The sequence below is a fragment of the Butyrivibrio sp. NC3005 genome (assembly GCF_000424545.1).
GTDB lineage: Bacteria > Bacillota > Clostridia > Lachnospirales > Lachnospiraceae > Butyrivibrio.
In genome coordinates, this window is record NZ_KE384206.1 from 162326 (window position 1) to 182918 (window position 20593).

Annotated in this window: 17 protein-coding genes; 5 read left to right on the top strand and 12 right to left on the bottom strand. The window is 33.9% G+C overall.

Going from position 1 to position 20593, the window contains the following annotated elements:
* Positions 1-12 precede the first annotated feature (12 nt).
* From G634_RS0115610 to G634_RS0115645, 8 genes are all read right to left on the bottom strand, one after another.
* The gene (locus G634_RS0115610; protein WP_051234140.1) at positions 13-369 is read right to left on the bottom strand and encodes a DUF1292 domain-containing protein; all 357 of its coding nucleotides are present in this window, start codon (positions 367-369) and stop codon (positions 13-15) included.
* 69 nt (positions 370-438) lie between these two features.
* Positions 439-2427, bottom strand: a complete 1989-nt coding sequence (locus G634_RS0115615; protein WP_026506041.1) for an ATP-dependent helicase — start codon at positions 2425-2427, stop codon at positions 439-441.
* Between the two features lie 21 nt (positions 2428-2448).
* The gene (gltX, locus tag G634_RS0115620; protein WP_035800418.1) at positions 2449-3903 is read right to left on the bottom strand and encodes a glutamate--tRNA ligase; all 1455 of its coding nucleotides are present in this window, start codon (positions 3901-3903) and stop codon (positions 2449-2451) included.
* 140 nt (positions 3904-4043) lie between these two features.
* The gene (locus tag G634_RS0115625) at positions 4044-4283 is read right to left on the bottom strand and encodes a FeoA family protein (protein ID WP_026506043.1); all 240 of its coding nucleotides are present in this window, start codon (positions 4281-4283) and stop codon (positions 4044-4046) included.
* 197 nt (positions 4284-4480) lie between these two features.
* Complete coding sequence (locus G634_RS0115630) at positions 4481-5056, bottom strand: DUF4340 domain-containing protein (protein WP_026506044.1); 576 nt, start codon at positions 5054-5056, stop codon at positions 4481-4483.
* 37 nt (positions 5057-5093) lie between these two features.
* Positions 5094-7229 (bottom strand): Gldg family protein, encoded by a 2136-nt coding sequence (locus G634_RS19660; RefSeq protein WP_051234142.1) that lies wholly within the window; start codon positions 7227-7229, stop codon positions 5094-5096.
* A 2-nt stretch (positions 7230-7231) separates the two neighbouring features.
* Positions 7232-8386 carry an ABC transporter ATP-binding protein gene (locus tag G634_RS19665; protein WP_051234144.1) on the bottom strand — a complete coding sequence of 385 codons (1155 nt, stop codon included), beginning with the start codon at positions 8384-8386 and terminating at the stop codon, positions 7232-7234.
* Positions 8387-8492: 106 nt separating this feature from the next.
* On the bottom strand, positions 8493-8927 hold the full coding sequence (locus G634_RS0115645; RefSeq protein ID WP_026506045.1) for a dUTP diphosphatase: 435 nt from the start codon (positions 8925-8927) through the stop codon (positions 8493-8495).
* A 249-nt stretch (positions 8928-9176) separates the two neighbouring features.
* On the opposite strand from G634_RS0115645, the gene G634_RS20585 reads away from it, so the two are divergent.
* Entirely contained in the window at positions 9177-11237 is a 2061-nt protein-coding gene (locus tag G634_RS20585) for a hypothetical protein (protein ID WP_026506046.1), read from the top strand.
* Positions 11238-11437: 200 nt separating this feature from the next.
* On the opposite strand, the gene G634_RS0115655 is transcribed toward G634_RS20585, so the two are convergent.
* From G634_RS0115655 to G634_RS0115670, 4 genes are all read right to left on the bottom strand, one after another.
* A complete protein-coding gene (locus tag G634_RS0115655; protein WP_081676676.1) occupies positions 11438-12739 on the bottom strand; it encodes a chloride channel protein in 1302 nt (433 codons plus the stop codon).
* 468 nt (positions 12740-13207) lie between these two features.
* Positions 13208-15553, bottom strand: coding sequence for a DUF6449 domain-containing protein (locus G634_RS0115660; protein ID WP_026506048.1), 2346 nt, complete (start codon positions 15551-15553; stop codon positions 13208-13210).
* Positions 15525-16448, bottom strand: coding sequence for an ABC transporter ATP-binding protein (locus G634_RS0115665; RefSeq protein ID WP_026506049.1), 924 nt, complete (start codon positions 16446-16448; stop codon positions 15525-15527). The genes G634_RS0115660 and G634_RS0115665 overlap by 29 nt, the downstream gene beginning before the upstream one ends.
* Before the next feature lie 55 nt (positions 16449-16503).
* Positions 16504-16854, bottom strand: coding sequence for a GntR family transcriptional regulator (locus tag G634_RS0115670; RefSeq protein ID WP_026506050.1), 351 nt, complete (start codon positions 16852-16854; stop codon positions 16504-16506).
* Between the two features lie 314 nt (positions 16855-17168).
* Between G634_RS0115670 and G634_RS20590 the strand changes: the two genes are divergently transcribed.
* From G634_RS20590 to G634_RS0115690, 4 genes are all read left to right on the top strand, one after another.
* A complete protein-coding gene (locus G634_RS20590) occupies positions 17169-18137 on the top strand; it encodes a glycosyltransferase family 2 protein (protein ID WP_051234145.1) in 969 nt (322 codons plus the stop codon).
* A gap of 211 nt (positions 18138-18348) precedes the next feature.
* The gene (locus tag G634_RS0115680) at positions 18349-19092 is read left to right on the top strand and encodes a basic amino acid ABC transporter substrate-binding protein (protein WP_026506051.1); all 744 of its coding nucleotides are present in this window, start codon (positions 18349-18351) and stop codon (positions 19090-19092) included.
* A 24-nt stretch (positions 19093-19116) separates the two neighbouring features.
* Positions 19117-19809, top strand: a complete 693-nt coding sequence (locus G634_RS0115685) for an amino acid ABC transporter permease (protein WP_026506052.1) — start codon at positions 19117-19119, stop codon at positions 19807-19809.
* On the top strand, positions 19799-20554 hold the full coding sequence (locus G634_RS0115690; protein ID WP_026506053.1) for an amino acid ABC transporter ATP-binding protein: 756 nt from the start codon (positions 19799-19801) through the stop codon (positions 20552-20554). The genes G634_RS0115685 and G634_RS0115690 overlap by 11 nt, the downstream gene beginning before the upstream one ends.
* Positions 20555-20593: the final 39 nt, after the last annotated feature.

The window sequence follows — 20593 nt, forward strand, 5'->3', positions numbered from 1 at the left end:
CTGGTATTTCTATCATTTTAAAATTTCATCTGCATCTGTTGCATCAACGACTTCATCATGCTCTGACTCATCCAAATACTTATCAAAAGCATCTGAAACATCTGTGTATTCATCGTCATCACTTATATAACCAAGCTCAGGCTCTGAACCCTCTTTAGTTATATATCTGTAGAACCATACATTTCCATCAGTATTCTGACCCTTCTTATCAAGAGGAAGCAAAACAATATAATCTTTCTCTTTAACAGTCAGAATAATCATCGTAGCACAGGTAACTTTTCTTCCATCATCCAAATCAAGATCTACAGTGATCTCTTCACCATCGATAATTCTTTGATTCATTTTTGTTGCAATGTCAGAAAAAAACATCCATGCACCTCCACCTATAATATAGTTATAAAAATAAAACTCACTGACACTTTAAATGATACCACATCTTCACACTTTTTTCACACTTTTTCTTATTAAAGGTTTAAGAAATCTTGAAGGAGATCTATTATCATCTCCATTTCCTGATACATAACTCATATACAATTTGTTTTTAGCTCTCGTCATTCCAACATATAGGAGTCTTCGCTCTTCCTCAATCTGCTCATCTTCAGTACTTTTCCTTGAAGGAATTACTCCTTCATTAAGATTTGGCAAAAAGACAACGTCAAATTCAAGTCCTTTTGATGAGTGCATAGTCATAAGTCTTAGTGCGACTTTATCATAAGTACCATCATTATTATCACTTTCACCTTTACATCTATTTTTTACTATCTTTGATTTTTCATTACTATCATCTGCAAATTTCAAAAATTTTCTTATATCAGGATACTGTTTTGCATCTTCTAACATTTTGTCAACATTACCTTCAAAGATTTTAACATCTTCACTCGATTTATTCTTACAGACATCTTCCCTTACTCCCATTTCGGAAAGGATAAATCTTATTGCAAACTCAGATTTCATTCTAGATATTAGATTAAATCCATCAAAAAGCCTCTTGATACCCCTGCGCATATCTTCATCATATGCGTATAAAGAATACAAATCTTCAAATCTCACAACTTCTTTCAAAGAATCTCTTTTAATGTACCTTAAAGGATGATTCATAATACGCAGGAAAGTACCCCTTTGTTGTCCATTTGTAACAAATCTTAAATAATCTAAAATAAGTGAAATATCTTTATTTTCGTAAAAACTTTTAAAACCACCGGCAAATAGAAATGGAATGTTATTGTCACTTAATCTAAGTGCCAATAACTGTGCTTCTGAATTTGTCCTGAACAAAACTGCCATTTTGTCTAGAGAAGTGTTCATAGACTCATAGACAATCATATCAACAAGGAATTTTGCTTCTTCCTGTTCTGATTCAAATTTAAGAATGCTAAACTCTCCAGCCCTATCAGCATTTGCTGCAGCTATTTTCTTTACAAATCTATTCTTATTCTCCGAAATAAGCTTTAAAGAATTTTCAACTATCTCCTGACCACACCTGTAATTGATTTTCAATGTAATATTATGTACATCTTCATAATATTCTTTGAATTCCTTCATGATAGCTGGTTTTGCACCTCTAAAACCATATATAGACTGGTCATCATCTCCTACGACAAAAATATTCTGACTTTTATCACACAACATTCTGATAATCTGTTCCTGCAAATTATTTATATCCTGATATTCATCTATAAGAACATATTTAAAAAGGTTCTGCCATTTCTCTAAGATTTTCGCATCTCTATAAAGAAGATTATGGCACATTAAAACCATGTCATCAAAATCAATTCTTCCAATCTGCTTGCAGTAATAGGTATACTCTCTGAATATATCTTCAAATAAAAATCTATACGGAACCTCCTCTATGCAATTAGACAAATTACTTCCTTCATTTTTTAGTCTGGAAATTTCAGACAAAATAAGCCTCTTATCCTCCTGCGAAAAGTTAACTTTTTCTCTTTCTCTTATACAATATTCATTTACTACCTCTGCATTTAGCATCAAAACTTTATTAATTGATTTATCAAGCAAAGTATATTTATCGGTACTAGTGAGTAATTTCGGGCGAAAACCCGGCTTAGATCTACAAAGAATTTGATAAAAGACAGAATGAAATGTTCCGAATGCAACATTTTGATACTTTCCATCTGTTTCTTTTAAAAATCTATTCTGCATTTCAAGGGCAGCAGCCTTTGTAAAAGTGATAACGAGAATATTGGCTGGATTAATATGAGCTCTCGTTATCATATATTTCAATCTTTGAACGATAACATATGTTTTACCACTTCCAGGCCCCGCCAATACCATTGCCGGCCCATTTATATGCGTTATCGCTTCAATCTGTTCTTTATTTCCTTTGACGATAAAATCATCATCATAAAAGGCTGCGGAAAAATCTCCTCCGCAACCTTTCAGGGAATCTTCCGTGATTCTATATTTCATATATTAATACATATCCTGTTATTAAGCCTCAAGTTTAGCAATAGCATCCTTGAGACGCTTTATTGACTCTTCCTTACCTAAGACATCCATCATCTCGGTTCCGCCGCAAGGAGTCATCATCTTACCAGAAAGAGCGATACGAAGTGGCCATAAAGTATAGCCATTCTTGTAACCCTTATTGGCATTAAACTCTTTTATCTTAGCAAAGAGATTGTCATTGCTATAATCATCTATGCTCTCACAAAGTGGAAGAAGCTCTTTCAATACTGTAAGTGAAGAAGACTCATCTGTCTTCATTTTCTTGTTACAGTAAACTGAATTATCATATTCAGGAACACTCTCAAAGAAGTCAATCATATCAGCAATATCTGTCCAAACTTCAATACGAGTCTTTATCATAGGAGCAATCTTATGAAAATCAACCTCTCTCTTGATTACTTCCCTCATATATGGAAGTGCAAGTTCATAAAACTTATCATCATCCATCATCTTGATATACTCGCCATTCATCCAACGAAGCTTAACATAATCAAATACCGCTGGAGACTTGTTAATACGATGATAATCAAAGCTCTTTACAAGTTCATCAAGATTCATGATTTCCTTGTTCTCTTCAGGAGACCATCCAAGAAGTGCTACAAAGTTTACTACAGCTTCAGCTAAAAATCCCTGATCAATCAAGTCCTCAAAAGAGCTGTGACCAGAACGCTTGGAAAGTTTGTGATGATCCTCATCTGTAATAAGTGGACAATGGATATATTTAGGAACTTCCCATCCAAAAGCATCATACAAACGATTATACTTAGGAGAAGACGAAATATACTCATTTCCACGAACAACATGAGTAATCCCCATAAGATGATCATCAACAACATTAGCAAAATTGTAAGTCGGATATCCATCTGACTTAATCAATACCATATCGTCTAACTCTTTATTTTCAACAGAAATATCCCCATAAAGTTCATCATGAAAAGTTGTAACACCTTCTCTAGGATTATTCTGTCTAATAACATAAGGCTTTCCATCAGCAAGATTCTTTTCAACCTCTTCTTTGGAAAGATGGAGGCAATGCTTGTCATATACCATAACTTCCTTGCCATCAATCTCCTGTTTCAAAGAATCAAGTCTTTCCTGAGTACAAAAACAGTAATATGCCTCTCCCTTTTCTACAAGTTCCTGAGCATATTTAAGATAAAGTCCGTTTGTCTGACGTTCACTCTGAACATAAGGGCCGACAGGGCCACCAATATCCGGACCTTCATCATGCTTAAGTCCAGTATCTTTAAGTGTTTGATAAATAATCTCAGTAGCACCTTCTACAAAACGTTCCTGATCAGTATCTTCAATTCTAAGAATAAAATCGCCATCTTCATGCTTCGCAATCAGATAAGCATACAAAGCTGTTCTAAGGTTACCTACATGCATACGTCCAGTTGGGCTTGGTGCATATCTTGTTCTAATCTTAATTGCCATTTCATGTTCCTCTTTTAAAAAAATATTTTAAACAAGACAGATTTATTACCGAAAAAACTTCCATAAAGATAAAAAACTGTCAGATACGGAATCCGCATTTCTGATGAAATTCAGATTACAAAAACTTTCAAACACTACACTTATACAGCCTCTTTTTCCTCTACATCTATTGCAGAAGCAAAAGACCTGCAGAGCGCAATATGTTTTCCCTCAGCATCTATTATAACGCCACCCTGCTTCTTTTTGCTGATAACAGTTACAATTGTGCCCTTCTTAAGACCAAGCGCTTCAAGTCTTTTTCCAGCACCTGTCTCATCCAACTCAAAGTTCATCTGCTTAATTCGATATGTGCTGTTTTGTTCACTCTCGCACAAACTCATAAACAATATCCTCCACTCACCTTATCAATGTTCACCGCCAAAAACGGATTCCCTATTTGCCCCTTACACTCTTAATATTGATTAAGGTGCGCAAACCAAACCACATGATTATATTACAAATACAATCTCTGTGCAATTCATTCAGATAAAGTAAATGGAGGTACTGTTTAATGCCTGTAACTTACTATGACAAAAAATTAATCATTACTTGCTTTTGAAGATGCAGCACTTGATGCTGAATCTGCTTTTTCAAAATCGCCTGTATCAACATCAAAAGCAGTCTTAATAGTGGAATCAATAAAGTAAACTGTATTTTCACTGCCAATTCTTACATAGTACTTTCCTGCATTAGAATTGAGATTACCAAAGTTTAGTACCATCTTTTTACCATCATCAAGTGTCAATGTAACAGTAGTTGATGGCTTTTCAAGACCGTATTGATCAAAATCAGTAACATCTTTAATCTCAATTGAAGAAGTTACCTTACTAAGCTGATTAAGCTTTGAAATAACTTTACTATCATCGACATTTAATGCCTTATCGTTCTTTAAAGACCAGTTTTTATCAGATAAAACAAGTGTTATATCTGAATTCTTATCATTTTTTATCTGAATCTCTTTAACCTTGGAACTGTCTAAAGTCATCACAGTGTACTTATCATCTGCCTTCTCTTTAGCCGCATTTTTATTGTATTTTCCAAGAAAAAACCATGTACCTGCAACAACAGCAAGAACAATTAACATAATTATGAGCTGAATTTTCTGCTTTTTCATGTTAAGCACCTCGAATCATATATATTTTTTCAGCATTTTACATATGTCTTCTTCTAACCCATGTAACAATGCCGCAGATAATGACAGCAAAAATGATTACAATCCAAACTGTAGAAATAAGTCTAACTGTAGAAACCGGAAGTGTAATTGTATTGCTAACCTCTTTCACAGGAATTGATACAAATGAAAACTCACCCTTTGAAAGTGCGTTCACCGTATTGGAAAATAGTCTCTGGTTTGTACCATTTACAAGCTTATCAGCATCCTTAGTAAACATATTCTCACTTGAGTAAACAATGCACTTACTGCTAACTTTATCACTTATCTTCTTCTCAGCTTCAAGACCAACTACAAGCTTCTTCTGAGTATTATCAACGAGCTGAACCTGATTTCCATTAACCTTTCCAAGACTTGCCTTATCAGATGTCGTAAGCAGTTCTGTAAATGTCAAACCATCTTTCTTTTCATAACTAATTGGCTGGCAAATAGGCGCAATTACCATATTATTAGCATCACCAAATCCAGAAACTATATCTGAACTTCCCATTTCAGGAATAAGATAAATCTGACTTGTTCCAAACTGTCCGTTGTAATAGTGCTGTGAGTCATTTTCAATAGCAAGGTTATCTGCAATAGAAACAGAATACATGTCAAGAACTTTATCAAAATTTGTAAGTCCTGTACCAGAAATACTGCTGACAAAAAGAATATTTCCGCCTTTTTTGATGTAAGCCTCAATCTTTAATACTTCATCATCATTTAAGTCATTTTTTGGTGCGTTAATGAAAAGAACCTTACAATCATCAGGTACTTTTTCGCTTGTCATAAGATTCAAATCTGTCATAGACAAATAATTTTTGGTCAAAAGGTCTGTAAAGGAGTCATCAAGACTGGCTTCATTGTGACCTGTAAGCGAATAAGCCTTATTCAAAGAATCCTCTGACAGATTAACATATTGCAGAGCCTCTGTAAGCTTTCCTTCAATATCATATCCCGTAATGTATTGCTGGTAAGTCTGGTAATCCATATCAAGTTTGAAAAAACTGTAAAAATCAATTACTCTGCTACGATTTTTAGTAGTGTTTTCTACAATTACACTACCATCTGACAATTTATCAGATGTATACTTTGTTGCAAAAGTAGGATTTGTAACAGTGCTAACATATTCATAGCTTATTTTCTTATTAAGAGAAGCATAATTCTCAATATTTTTGGCAACTACAGACACATAACCATTGTCTGTATCTTTTTCGCTAAGAATATAAATCTTAATATCATCATTTATGGATTTAACAAAATCTTTTGAATCTTTTGTCAAAGAATATAAATGATTTGAGGTAATATCAATAGTCTTGAATCTCTCTGGAATCTGATTGGATGCCAGATTTACAAATACAATCACCAAAATACATACAATAGTTGTTACAAATGAGTATGCACTAACAGAAAGAGTATCTTTTGAAAAAGAAAACCTTCTCTTTTGTATAGATTGTGTACATAAAAAAAGGAACAAAGCAATAACTGAAATAAAGTAAACAATAGCAGTCCAATCAAGTGTTCCATTAAGCAGTGTTGTAAGTCTGCTTCCAAAATCGTAAACAGCAGACAAAGCCTTTGACAACCACTCAATCTTGATATTCTTATAAATTGTACTCATTATCATTCCAAGGAATGTTACGATAATAGCAAGTACAGCTGCAATAGCCGGAGTCTCTGTCATTGATGACATGAACATGCTAATTGCAATTATCATAAGTCCGTACAAAAAAATGGTTACAATAGAAACATAATTCCACTTAAGCGGTACATTTCCATAAAGAGACATAACCGGTGGCAATATGCAAAAAAACGCCATAGGAATGGCAAAAACAGCTGAAAGTGCTAAAAACTTTCCAAGAACTATTTTCCCTATTGAAACAGGTGCAGTCAAAATGAGCTGATCAGACTTTGTCCTTTTTTCATCAGCAAAAACACGCATTGACAAAATAGGAAGTGCAAAAGTCATTCCATATAAGCAAAGACTGTATAACATATTAGAAATATTGTTATACCCTGAAACAAGGTTATAAACCTGAAAAAACAAAAAACCAAGAAGTAACAATATAAAAATTGCGATAGGCGCAATCAAAGTCTGAAAATAGGATTTAAACTCTCTTTTAAATATAGCAAGCATTGTTAGTTTTCCTCCCCACTTCTACTGTCATCAATATCCGATGATTCTTCTTTTAATAAATCATTAGTTCTATTCTCTAAAGATTCTGAGCTAATGTCATCCTCTGGGACATCCTTGTCAGCTACATCTGATTTATTACCTTTAGTTTCTTCCATATCCTTTAAAGCTTCTTTTTTTGCTTTTTTCTCAGCTTTAAGACGTGCTTTTTCGGAAATACCAGGAGTTTCGCTTGTAGCTGTAAGGAAAATATCTTCCAGAGTAATCTTCTTCTCGCTCAGTTCTAAAACAGGAATACTGTTTTGAGCAAGCAAAATGCCAACTTCTTTTCTGATATCTCTATAACCATCAGTTACAACACTTGCAGAATATGCACCGTTCTCATCCTCATTTTCACCAACTGTAACAGTAACATTTCCAATAGATGAAAGAACATCAATAATCTTATCTCTATTATCAGAAAGTAAAGAAAGCTGCAACGTCTGATTCTTGTTTTCATTTGCCTCGAGCTCTTCCTGTGAACCTTCCTGAACAAGTTTTCCATGAGAAACAATAAGAATATAATCGCACACTTCGCTCACCTGTGAAAGAATATGCGAACTCAATATAACAATATGATTTTCTTTAAGCTCACGCATCAAATCTTCCATCTGATTAATCTGCTGAGGATCAAGACCTACAGTAGGCTCATCTAGAATGATAACTTCAGGATCTCCTACAAGAGCCTGAGCAAGCCCCACTCTTTGACGATAACCTTTAGATAGATTACGAATCATTCTATTCTCATAATCTGTAAGCATTGTCTTTTCCAAAATATGAGACAGAGAATCTTTAATCATCTTCTTTGGAACTTTTTTCAATTCACTGACAAATCTAAGATACTCACCCACTGTCATATCTGTGTAAAGCGGTGGAATCTCCGGAAGATAACCAATATGAGACTTTGCAGCCTCTGGCTCCTTCAAAATATCATGTCCGTTTATTTTTACACTGCCGCTATCTGCAGCAATATAACCTGTCATAATATTCATTGTAGTAGACTTTCCGGCACCATTAGGTCCTAAAAATCCATAAATTTTGCCTTTTTCCAATTTAAAAGACAAATGATCAACAGCAAGATAATCGCCATAAGTTTTTACGATATTATCAACCTCAATCACTTTAGTCCCTCCCTTAAAATATTTTTTGAAGCTTTTAACGCTTTATAATACTATTAGTACTTTGTGTTTGTTTATAGAAAAAAATGTGAAAAAAGTGTGTTTTCAATTAGTTTTTTCCTGTAGAACCAAATCCACCACGATTAATTCCATCTAAATGTTCAACTTCAACAAAATTTATTACAGGTTGCTTTTGCATTATTCTGAACTGACAAATTCTGTCACCCTTGCGAATCACAGTATCTCTCATTGCAAGACAAGGCATTTTCCACATATCTTCATCACCTGAATAGCTATTATCCACAACTCCAACTGAATTGGTTTGAAGTACTCCAAAATTCTTGAAAGTTGAACTTCTAGGTGCAATATGGGCTTCATACCCCTCTGGAAGCTTCATAGCAACTCCAAGTGGTACAAGTTTAAACTCACCAGCCTTAAATTCAACCTCCTCCGATGCACGAAGATCGAACCAATCAGACTTACCTGCGACAAGTTCAATTTTCTCAGCATCCTTATCAAAATATTTAATCTTAATCTCTAACATAATAATCTCCTTCTAAATAAATTAAACTTAAGCGCCACATAAAAAAGATTTATCGTGATTATGCGACACAATTGTTTATTATATCACTTATATGCTATCGAAGCGAGTGAACAATATACCATTAACATTTATCGTATTAACAATTTTATCCGATAAAGCGACAATTTTGCTGTTGCTAGATATTCGGTGATTTGATAAAATAAAATTCGTTTCATGGTGCGAAACAAAAATTGAAGGGAGAATTATGAAATGAGTGAACAAAATTTCGATCCTATGACTGGGCAACCTATAGCTCCGGAAAATGATAATCTTGAAAATGGACAACAATCTAATACATTAAATACTGAGTCTAATTTAGAAAACGGCGGTTTCGATTCCATGACCGGACAGCCTATTTCTAGTAATGCTGGTTTTGATCCTATGACCGGTCAGCCTATTTCTAGTAATGCTGGTTTTGATCCTATGACTGGGCAGCCTATTTCCGGCAATGGCGGCTTTGATCCTATGACCGGTCAGCCTATTTCCAGCAATGCCGGTTTTGATCCTATGACTGGGCAGCCTATTTCTGGTAATACCGGTTTTGATCCTATGACCGGTCAGCCTATTTCTGGTAACAGCGGCTTCGATCCTATGACTGGACAGCCTATTTCTGATAATGCCGGTTTCGATCCTATGACTGGGCAGCCTATTTCTGGTAATGCCGGTTTCGATCCTATGACCGGACAGCCTATTTCTGGTAATGCCGGTTTTGATCCTATGACTGGACAGCCTATTTCTGGTAATGCCGGTTTTGATCCTATGACTGGGCAGCCTATTTCTGGTAATGCCGGTTTTGATCCTATGACTGGACAGCCTATTCAGAACAACTTTAACGGAGCTGTTCCTCCTGCTCAAAGTGGTAAGAGCAACAAGAAAGCAGTTATTGCTGTTGTTTTAATTGTACTCTTACTTGTAGGTGCAGGCGCATTTGCAACAACTCGCATTATATCCAGCTTTAATGACAATAAGGAAACTTCAAGAGAAGTAACCAAGAAAAAAGACTCTTCTAATAAGAAAAAAGAAACCAAAAAGAAAGATGATGACAAAGAAATAGCAGTTGCATCAACAACCGCAACTACTGAAGATCTTGATGCCGTTAACAATGCTTCAACTGAAAGCACAACAACAGATGAAGACGTAACATTAGGAAGTTCAACTGAGGCATCAACAGCAACAACTACTGTCAGTGATGATAATTTGTTCTCATTCACAATTGATGGTCAGAATTATAGTCTTCCAGTAAAAGTTGAAGATTTCATGTCAAAGGGATGGCAGTATAATGAAGATTCTGATGCAACTAAAAAGCTTTCATCAGGTCAGACAGATTATTTAGACGTACTTTACAAAGATGATACATCTCACAGAGTATCCATAGAAGTTACAAACTTCTCTCTTAATGCAATGGAAGTTAAGGATTGCTACATTTCATCTGTATCTTTGTATGACTTCACATTTGATAAGATGGGCATAGAAGTTACTACTCATGGAGGTTCTGTTGTTCTTGGCAAAACAACAATTGATGAAATAAAGCAGATTTATGGTGAACCTGATTATACAAGTGATAGTTCTTCATCTTATACACATATTAGCTACTACCTCAACCATGATTCTTCAAACTACAATTCATCTTTATCATTCATGTTTGAAGATGATAAACCAGGCGTTGGTACAATTTCAGTAAAAAATGAAGTTAAGCCAGCAGACATGGAAGAAGCCAAAGTAAGTGATGAGAAGCCTGAATACCTTAGCCAATATAAAGCTCCAGACTCACTTGGCGATGATTTAGTAAGTGGCAATGTCACACTTGAAGGAAAGACATACTCTGTACCATTCCCAATGCAGCTTCTTTTAGATGATGGTTGGAGCTATGGTAAAGATGATTCTTACAAGGTTGGTGCCGGAGAAGGTTATTCTGTATCCATGAAGAAGGGTGATAAACGTATCAATGTAAGTGCTTATAACTTATCTGAAAACGCTACATACCTTCAGAATACAATGATTACTTCAGTTACAGTACGTGATCATTCTAGTGCAAGCTTTGAATTACCTGGTGGAATAACTATCAAATCAAATGATAGTGATCTTAAGGCTGTATTAGATAAGCAGGGAATTACAAACTACAGATACAAGAAATCTTCTAAGTATTACACAATTCCACTTGATAAGAATGACACATCTGACTATCCTAAGGACTACATCAGAATCTACATCAATGATGATGGTTCATTTGAATCTATTCAAGTAAAAAACCTAGGTGCATTTAGAAAATAATCGAAAAACACTAAGTTTTTAATCGCTAACAAATAAAAAGAGAGAAATTTGTAGAGATGCAAGTCTTTTCAAATTTCCCTCTTTTTTATAAGGATTATTGGAATAAAACAAGTTTTAGCATAATCCATTTCATTAGCAATAAAGCATAGGTTCTTGTTTTCATCAGGAAAATCAAGAACCTATATATTCTTCAATATACTCTACTTTGTTGGTCTGTTAATATATTTATTATGAAATTTAGAATATACAATCTTCTGGCTACTATATAAACTGTGATAACCAGAAAAAGTATAACTAAGCGCAACCGCGAACAAATAAAATGGCATTGCCTTAAATCCAAAAAGTTCAAAACAAATAAACAATGATGAAATAGGACAATTGGTAACACCACAAAACAAAGCTCCCATTCCTATTGAAGCACAAAGAGCCGAATCAAATCCAAAAATATTAGAAAACAAACATCCAAACGTTGCACCAACATAAAGAGCAGGTACAATCTCACCACCTTTATATCCTGCTCCAAGAGTAAATGCAGTAAATATAATCTTAAATAAAAAAGCAAGATATGGTGCTTTTCCTTCAATTGCCATTTCTATAACATTCATTCCTGCACCATTATAATAACGAGAACCAGAAATAAATGTCAGTGCTACTACTATAACACCACCCACAAATACTCTTACATATGGATTTGTCAAAAGTTTTTTATAATTCTTACCTGCAAATTTCAATGATTGACAAAAAAACACACTAAGTACAGCACATAAAATCGCTAAAGCCCCCGTTGCCAAAGCCTTTGCAGGTGAAAAATCATATGTAATATTAACAACAAAGATTTCTGCAGCAACCCCCATGTTTTTGGCAACAAAATTAGCTATTAGTGCCGAAAGGACACAAGGAAACAACGCTGAGTAGTACATAATTCCAACACTTTCCAATTCCATCGCCATAAAAGCAGCAGTCATCGGAGTTCCAAAAAGAGCTGAAAAAGCTGCACTCATGCCACACATAGTAATAATTTTACTATTACCTTCATTTAGTTTGAATAGCTTTCCTATATTATAGCCAAGGCTACCACCCATCTGCAGAGCAGCACTCTCTCTTCCTGTTGATCCGCCAAAAAGATGTGTCACTGTGGTAGAAATAAAAATTAATGGAGCCTTTATAAGAGGAAGGTTCTCGCCAGATTGAATAGACTTGATTACAAGATTAGTTCCTCTATCCTCATAATCTTTACAAGATCTATACATGAAAACTATAAAAAGGCCAGCAAATGGAAGCAGAAAAATAATAAAATCGTGATTAGTTCTAAACTTTGTAGCAAATACAATTGCATGATAAAACACAGCTCCTACTGCGCCAACCACAATTCCTGTAATGCTCCCCATTAAAATCCATTGAATCAAAAAGAATAATTTAACTTTTATGCTATCTTCAGAACAATTATCATCCCCTAAATCTTTAAATTTTTCAATACTATTTCCTAACAATTTTCTTTTCATTTCCAAAACCTCTTCAAAACCTGTATTAATTATTGTTTCTTCCGACATTTTATTATATTTTAAGTATTTTATCCATAGTAAAGTGTATAAATAAATCATAGGTTATTGTTTTCATCAGGAAAACAGGTAACCGTACCAGACCAAAATTTGTCGTTAAGACAAATTTTGTCCTGCGAAGCAGGATTCTTGCTGATGATTATCCTAAATCTCAGCAAGAAGTCATAGGTTCTTGTTTTCATCAGGAAAAACAAGAACCGTATCAGACCAATATTTATAATTAGAGAAGTTTTGTCCCAAAGAGCAATAAGTCGTAGTTTAGGTCAGTTTAATCTGTAATTTGAAATTACCATTAAGCAAAAAATTTCGGGACGAATGTATTAAACAATCATCCCGAATTAGTTTACTAATTGCTATTTTCCTAAAACCATCTGCAGTGAAAGTTCAAGACGCTTTGGATATTTCGACATTTTACTTCAAATCTGAAATAACAAAAGCAGGTACTTCATTTTTATTAAAACTGAAGTTTCTATAATTTGAAATAGTTCTTCCTTCTTCGTCTTGAACAGGAATAATTACATTTTCTTCATCCGAATCTCTGCCATCATCATATCCATATTCATCATCATATCCATATTCATCATCATATTCGTCTCCATACTCACTATCGTACTCATCATAACTGTCTTGATCTTCTTTATTGCTGCCAGAACTATTAAGCTCATTATCTTTTTCATTTTTATCTTTTTCATTTTTATTTTTTTCTTTTATAAGTTTATCTGTCAATTCTTTCCTTGACATATAATACATATTTATTCTGTAATAATCTTCAGAGCTATCGTCCTCCTCATCTGACATCCAATAGTTGCTACTATTTCCGTGAACATGAGATAATATTTCATGCATCTTATTCTCATCAGTGTAAGTGACAGTTTTATCTTTTATGTCTTCTCCATCTACATTTGAATAATGAGATATCGTTATAGCTTTCACATTATATGTACTTGCTTTCTGACTAAGCAACATACCATTTTGCTTTAACACATTTATAGAATTAGTATATGAAGCATACACAGGAAGAGTGATGCTTCGTTTGCAATAATCCTTCTCTCCAGAGTATTGAACTTTTCCTATAATAAGATCATTTTTCTCTTTACTATATGAGTAACTTTCAAGATCTTTCTTGTAAGCTTTAACAAACTCTTTAACCGCACTTCTTTTAGTGCTATGAATAGATTCACCATAACTATGATATGAAAAGTCATGATTCTCCGGATATTCTTTCTCAAACTCATCTACATGATAAATCTTGAAAGCACCCTCTTTAAACTGGTTAGAGCTCGTAACCTTATCCATTAAAGCTTCATCTATGTTGAACGGAACCGTGATTACACGATATATCTTTCTTCCATTCTTCATTCTATATAAAACCACTAAATCATTACCATAGACCTCATTTGTAACTTTGTTTCTTTGTCCTACAGCTGCAATTCTTTCGAAGCTTTGAACATCAGTGATATTCATATATTTTTCTGCAAAGTATTTTGATATTCTCTGACTGTCACTAGCATACTCACTATTAAATAGTTCGTTATCGCTTCCATAGTAAGCATCGAACAGCGCACAACTTTCAACCTTAGATGGGTTTGGAAGATATGAATTATATCCAAATAAATCAAGTCTAAATGAAATAATGAACACTGAGGCAAACACACAGCAGGCAAGTGTAAATTTAAAGTTCTTAAATAATGCTTTTACTCCATTAAGCAGTATAAGATTCATTATCATTGATATTATAAAGCATATAACAACAGTCACTAAAACCAGGAATACATTTGTTTTTATTCTATTAGAATCCTTGAACAGATAAATAAACATAAGCATTACATTAAGTGTTCCAAGAATAGTCACCGATACAAATGTAAACATTTTTACCTTGTTAAATACGAATGAATTCCCCGCCATTTCATTTTTCCTAAAATGAAAAATAACAAACGAAATTACTGTCATTACTATAGCAAAAACAATATCGTATAGTACTAACGAATTCTTCATGTCATTATGTAAAAACACCTTAAGAAAAGGAGAAATGAAATTACACTCTTCGAACGTATTGTAAAAATTCAAGTAATATGTTTCGAAGCAGGCAGAAGGATAAAAATTGCTTAATAAAAGAATATCTCCTTCTACCAAATTCAAAACTGTACATAGTAAAAGTGCAATAAATGAATTTCCACAAAGCATCATTGAAAATACAGTAATCGAATAAATCGCTGCAAAAAAGGAAATTTCCTTAATAAAGTTACATACTACATGTATTATCAAATGATTGTAAAAATATCCAAAAAAGCCTGTACAAACAAGTCCCAATAGGCAAAACAATGCTGCTGGAATCACGACCATAAGCATACCACTAAGGTAATTTGCAAACCATCTTATATTTCTTTTTACAGGCAAAGCCTCAAAAAAATCGATTTTCTGTCGATTATTCATCCAGTTAAAACTAAACACAGCAGACATAGCTGCAAGAACAACACACCCTAATATAGTTATTGTATTCCACTTGAACAGATACTCTTCAAATTTTGTAAAAGTATCAATTTCATAATCTACATCTGCTTTTATAAGCATGCAGCCTGTGCTGAGAATTCCAACATAATATAGAAAGAACAAAATAGAAACAATAATGATAAAAGCATTATGTTCTCTCATGAATTGCTTCTGCAAAGTTAAGAAATTTTTAAAACAGCCTGTCTTCTTAGGTTCATTTTGTGTAATACTCACATTATCACCCCTCAATAATCTTTCTGATGTCATATCCAACCACCTCCGTTTCACTAATAAAGACTTCTTCTAGTGTCAAAGGAAGCATTTCGAAGAAAACCATTTTTAATCCTCGAAAAAGTCCCTCAATCTCTTCTCTACTACCTCTTAAAGTTAGTGTGTGGAGTTTTCCACGCTTATCATCAATCATTACAGTTGTTTTTGCTTTTAAACCTGATAAATCATTCTCATTCTCAAAAACACACTGAACTTTCTGAATACCCAGCTTCATCTCTTCAATATTTTGAGACAGTATAACACCGCCTTGATGAAGTAAACCAACATGATCGCAAATATCCTCTAATTCTCTAAGGTTATGAGATGCAATTATAGGTGTAAGTCCTCGTGTTTCCATATCATTAGCAAAAAGACTTTTAACCGCCTGTCTCATAACTGGATCAAGGCCATCAAATGTTTCGTCCAAAAAAAGATATTTCGTATTAGAACAAATGCCCAAAATACAAACCAGCTGTTTCTTCATACCTTTTGAAAAAGTAGTTATCTTTCTAACTTTTTCAAGACCAAATCTATCCAAAAGACTAAAAAATCTCTCACAGTCAAATTTTGGATAAAGGTCTTTATAGTAATTCATCATTTCTTTTGGTGTACTATTAGAAAAAAAGAACGGTTCGTCAGCACCAAAGAAAATCTCCTTTTTAGCCTCAACATTATCATATACAGGCTGTCCATCCATAAGTATTTTTCCCTTATCAGGACGATAAATACCTGAAATAAGTCTCATCATAGTAGACTTACCTGCACCATTTGTACCAATCAAGCCAAATACTTCTCCGTCTGAAATTTTCAGTGAGATACCATTTAAAGCATTAATTGGATTTTTCTTATCTCCAGTTTCAAAACTCTTAAATAAATCAACAATCTCAATCATACACTTTCCTCACATATTGTCGCTATGTTTTTAAACGAAGTGACAAAAACTATAATTATATCAATCCTTCCAACAAATCCTTTTTATCGATACCAATTTCTTCAGCCTCTTTCAAAATTTTCTCAATTTCGAGTCTGAGCTCTTTCTGTCTTTCCATTTTCAAAGACATATTACCACTTACAAAGTTTCCCCGACCTTTGACTGTATACAAAAATCCTGAACGTTCTAAAGCTGCATACGCTTTCTGAACTGTATTTGGATTTGTAGACAGTTCAACAGCAAGTGATCTAACAGAAGGCAATTGCTCATTACTCTCCAAAACTCCATTTATAATCAGCTTTCTGAAACCATCATAAATCTGTTCATAAATGGGGCGAGAATCTTGATAGTCGATATGAATAAACAATTACTTCGCTCCTTTCATTCTTGTATGAACTGTATTATTTGTGTTAGTACACTAATAATAGTTCCGTAATACAATTATGTCAATAGTCAAAATAATATTTTTTCATTTACCTTGATAATAATCACTTTTTTACGTAAAATTAATAATGTGGGTTCAATAATCAGACAATAAATCCGAAATAATACTAACTATAATAATTGTAAACAAAAGCATGAAAACAAAAACTATAGCTAATCAATCCAAACAATATAAGACATATTATTTTACAGAACTACAAAAAATACAAATATTAGGCAAATAATCAGGAGGAAGGTATGTCTGATCTTATAAAAGTAAGTATCATCATTCCAGCCTATAATTCAGAAAAAACAATATCTGCTACTTTAGATACGGTTGTAAAGCAAACACTTTCTGATATAGAAATTATCATTATAAATGATGCTTCCACTGACCGTACTATGCAGATTATTCAACGGTATCAGACGGATTATTCAGGACTTATTCACGTAATTGATTCCAAAGAACATAAAGGACCAGGCGGTTGCCGTAACCTCGGATTAAATGCAGCTAAAGGTCAATATATTGGCTTTGTCGACAGCGATGATTTTATAAATGCAAATATGTACAAAAAGCTTTATTCAAGGGCAATGGAAGGCGGTTTTGAAATCGTTGACTGCGCTATGTATGACCAATCTCTTGACAAAATCATCCTTCAGGCAAGTGATAAACTTACCGGTGTTTTAACTGATGAAAAAAGAAGCTATCTGATAAGTCTTGGAGGATACCTTCCGACAAAAATCTTTCACCGTAGACTTTTCGAAAATCCCCAAATTCGAATGAGGGAAAACTGCATATTGGAAGATTATGAAATAATGGCATATTTATACGCAAGAGCTCATAGTATAGGAAATGTTAAAGAGACTTTGTACCAGTATAATAATACTTTCGGAGCCTCTACTAAGATTTCAAATCCTTCTGAATATATCAGAAATGTATCAGGTGCAATGCAAGCTCTATACAATACACTTTCACCGCTTCCAAACTATGAGAACATAAGGCTTTCTGTAGAGTCTCAGATAAGTAAACTCTATTCCTATGGAATAGAAGTATGCATATTTATGGAACAAAAAGGTGATGATATTTATGCACCTATCCTAGAAAAAACACTATGCCTTTTACACAAAAAGTTAGTATATACACAATACGAAGAAAACCCTTTCACCACAATGCAGTTATCAGCTGATGATATACAAATGCTTCATGAAAATGACGAAAAGTATTAAACAGTCCGCGTTTAAAACTGTCTATTTTCAATAGTCTTCTAAATGTATAAAACTGTAAAAACATAAAAAGTAAATTCTATAAATATTCATTTTTGTATTGATTTTATGCAACTATTGTGATTTAATATTTGTATATTTTTTCATGGCAAAATTAATATCATTAATAATTATTTTTATTTTTTACATTAATTTCATAACAGGAGGATTATTTATGAAAAAAAAGATTCTGTCTGCAATAATGGCTGTGGTACTTACTGCCAGTTTCTGCGCATGTGGAAAGTCAGGAAATGATGATAATACCATTACAATGGCAACTAACGCCGAATTTCCACCTTATGAATATCATGACAATAATAAAATAGTGGGAATTGATGCCGAAATAGCTGAAGCAATTGCTAATAAACTTGGCTACAAACTTGAAATCGAAGACATTGCATTTGATTCCATTATTCCTGAGCTTTCCAGTAAGAAAGCGGATTTTGGCATGGCAGGAATGACAGTTACAGAAGATCGTAAAAAGAGTGTAGACTTTTCAGATTCCTATGCTTCTGCTCGTCAGTCTATTATTGTTCCTGAAAACTCATCTATTTCAGGTCCAGATGACCTTAAAGACAAGATTGTCGGTGTTCAGACAGGAACAACTGGTGATTTGTACGTAACTGATGACCTTGGCGATGATCACGTTGAGCGTTATAACAAGGGAATGGAGGCAGTTCAGGCACTTGTACAGGGCAAAATTGATGCAGTTGTAATCGATAATGAACCTGCAAAGGTGTTCGTATCTGAGAACAAGGGGCTTAAAATTCTAGATACTGCATATGCTGAAGAATCTTATGCTATTGCTGTAAACAAGGGAAATACAGAACTTCTTGACAAGATTAATAAAGCACTTGCCGAATTGAAAGAAGACGGTACTATCGATAAGATTATTGATAAATACATTACCGCCGAATAATTATATTACTAAGGACTAAGGAACATGTTTGAAAATTTCAGAGAACAGTTTATTTTAAACTTCATAGATGATAATCGTTGGCAGTATCTTACGAATGGTTTATTGCTTACACTTAAAATTTCTATTTTTTCGATTATCATAGGTATTATTTTAGGTTTTATCATAGCAGTTATTAAATATAGCCATGATAACAATGGAAATTGTAAGATACTAAATTTTATATGCGATATTTATCTTACTATTATTCGTGGAACACCAGTTGTTGTTCAGTTGCTCATAATATATTTTGTAATATTTGGCAGCACACGAATTGATAAGTCATTCGTTGCTATCATTGCTTTTGGTATAAATTCAGGTGCATATCAGGCTGAAATATTCCGTTCAGGATTAAATTCAATCCCGCGTGGACAGTACGAAGCTGGAAGAAGCCTAGGTTTTTCATCTAATCAGACAATGGTAAAAATAATAATGCCTCAGGCAGTAAAAAATGTAATACCTGCTCTCTGCAATGAATTTATTTCTCTTATTAAAGAGACTTCTGTTTCTGGATACATAGCACTTGAAGACCTGACCAAAGGTGGAGATATCATTAGAAGCCGTACCTACTCAGCATTTATGCCGCTTATTGCTGTTGCACTTACTTATCTTGTTTTAGTAATGATACTCACTCAGATAGTTAAGCATTTGGAAAGGAATCTTCGTAAAAATGAACGATAATAATAAAGAGACCAAAGACACGCTTATACAGGTTAAAAACCTTTGCAAACAATTTGGCAAAAAGAAAGTTTTAAATGACATTACTGTCAATATAAATAAGGGCGATGTTGTATGCGTAATAGGACCGTCTGGTTCAGGAAAATCTACTTTTCTTAGATGCCTGAACAGACTTGAGACTCCGACATCCGGACAGATACTGTTCGACAACGTTGATATCTGCAATCCCAAGACAGATATCGACATTCATCGTCAAAAAATGGGAATGGTTTTTCAACAGTTTAATCTCTTCCCACATATGACCATTTTAAAGAACCTCACAATCGCTCCTATAAGCCTTCAGCACAAATCACAAGAGGAAGCTGAAGAAATGGCAATAAGCCTTCTTAAAAGAGTAGGACTTGAAGACAGAGTCAATTCATATCCAAGCCAGTTATCCGGCGGACAACAACAAAGAATTGCCATAGTAAGGGCTTTGTGTATGCAACCTGAAGTAATGCTATTCGACGAACCCACTTCTGCTCTCGATCCTGAAATGGTTGGTGAAGTTTTAAACGTAATGAAAGACCTTGCCAAGGAAAAAATGACAATGGTTGTAGTTACTCATGAAATGGGATTTGCCAGAAATGTCTCTAATAGAGTAATGTTTTTAGATGGTGGAAATTTCCTGGAAGAAAATACCCCTTCAGAATTTTTTGATCATCCTCAGAATGACAGAACAAAGCTATTCTTGAGCAAAGTTCTATAAATTTTGTAAAGTTCTTGATTTCCTCAAAAGTGGAAATCA